The organism is Leisingera sp. ANG-DT (assembly GCF_000813785.1).
Lineage (GTDB): Bacteria > Pseudomonadota > Alphaproteobacteria > Rhodobacterales > Rhodobacteraceae > Leisingera.
Window position 1 is genome coordinate 1 of the sequence record NZ_JWLE01000068.1, and the last position, 1,352, is coordinate 1,352.

At 67.7% G+C, this 1,352-nt stretch carries 1 protein-coding gene and 1 pseudogene; one reads left to right on the top strand and one right to left on the bottom strand.

All coding sequences use genetic code 11. The annotated features are described in order from the left end of the window. Positions 1-437: 437 nt before the first annotated feature. On the top strand, positions 438-815 hold the full coding sequence (locus RA21_RS23525) for a DUF4384 domain-containing protein (protein WP_446720204.1): 378 nt from the start codon (positions 438-440) through the stop codon (positions 813-815). Between the two features lie 317 nt (positions 816-1,132). Here the strand turns inward: RA21_RS23525 and RA21_RS21720 are convergent. After that, positions 1,133-1,352, bottom strand: a pseudogene (locus tag RA21_RS21720) (caspase family protein); the annotation flags it as partial.

Sequence of the window (1,352 nt, forward strand, 5' to 3'; positions counted from 1 at the left end):
ACCCCGGACGCCCCCCGCATCAAGGCCGCGCTGGCGTTCCAGGGCGGCTCCGGCGACATCGACCCGGTCTCCCTCGCCGCCTTCCAAAGCTTCATGCAGCCCGGCGATGCAGTGGCAGAGGGCGATCCCCTGCGCGACGGCGTCTCCGGCATCCTCGCCGCCGTGCCCTGTTCCCGCCTGCAGGTCGCCTTTGTCCCTGAAACCGCCACGCTGGAGGTCCGCGGCCACCTGCCCGAGGATGGCCTCCGCTCCCCGGTCCTGGCCGCCCTTCAGGCGCAAATGGGCGCAGACATCACCGTCTCCGACGAAATGCGCCTGCTGCCCCGCCCGCAATGCGGCGCGCTGGCGGGCATCTCCAACGTCGGCCTGCNNCCAATCCGCTGCTGGTCGGCAGCGACGCCCACGCCCGCGTTCTCGACTATTCCGGCGGCGCGCGGCTGTTTTTCGACCTCACCGCGCCGGACTACCCGGCCTATGTCTACGTGGATTACTTCGACGCCGGCGGCGCGGTGCTGCACCTCTCTCCAAACGAGCTGGTGCCGCTAGCCGAAGCCGCCCCCAAAACCGCCCTGCGCGTCGGCGCCAAGGAGGCCGGAGATCCCGGACTGCAAATCACCGTCGCGCCGCCTTACGGCCAGGAAATCGCCGTCGCCTTCGCCGCCTCGCATCCGCTCTATGACAGCCTCCGCCCCCTCAGCGAACCCGCGGAACCTTACCTGGAATTCCTGCGCGCCCAAGTGGCCGCCGCCCGCGCCGAACACGCGGATTTCAAAGGCGAATGGGTCTATTTCCTGATCACCACCCACGCCCCGTGACGCCCAAGCTCTCCCGCGCCGGCACGATCGTCCTATTCTGGGTCAGGGGCTGCGCCAGCAGCCGCGCGGCACGCGCGGTTTACCCTTGACGCGTAAAAGGACGGAACACCATGGGCATAGCGCCTTAAGGGCAAACCTGCCCTTAAGCGCTTCTCAGCCGGGAAAACCCCGTTTCCACCAGGAAATACGCGGTTTGCTGAAGCGCCCCCGCGCTGTGCACAGCACAGCGCCACGCCCAACTGCGAAGGCGCATTTGCCAAAATGCACCTGCACGGGCGGGAGCCCTCCCCTGCCCTGCTTGATCAACACCCGAAAACCTACTGGCAGCCGCCCGCGGCCCAGCTCTTCAGCACTTGTTTCAGCGCCCCGCCAAACGGGTGCTGCTTGCCCAGCGACCGCTGCATGTTGAGGCTCAGATACGTGTTGCCCTGGGTGCACAGCCGCTCCCGCGTCCACTGGTGGCAATTGCCGCAGGACTGGCCCTTCCAGTAGCTGTCCGGCAGGCCTTCGACGGGTGGAAACGACGGCGAGCGGGTC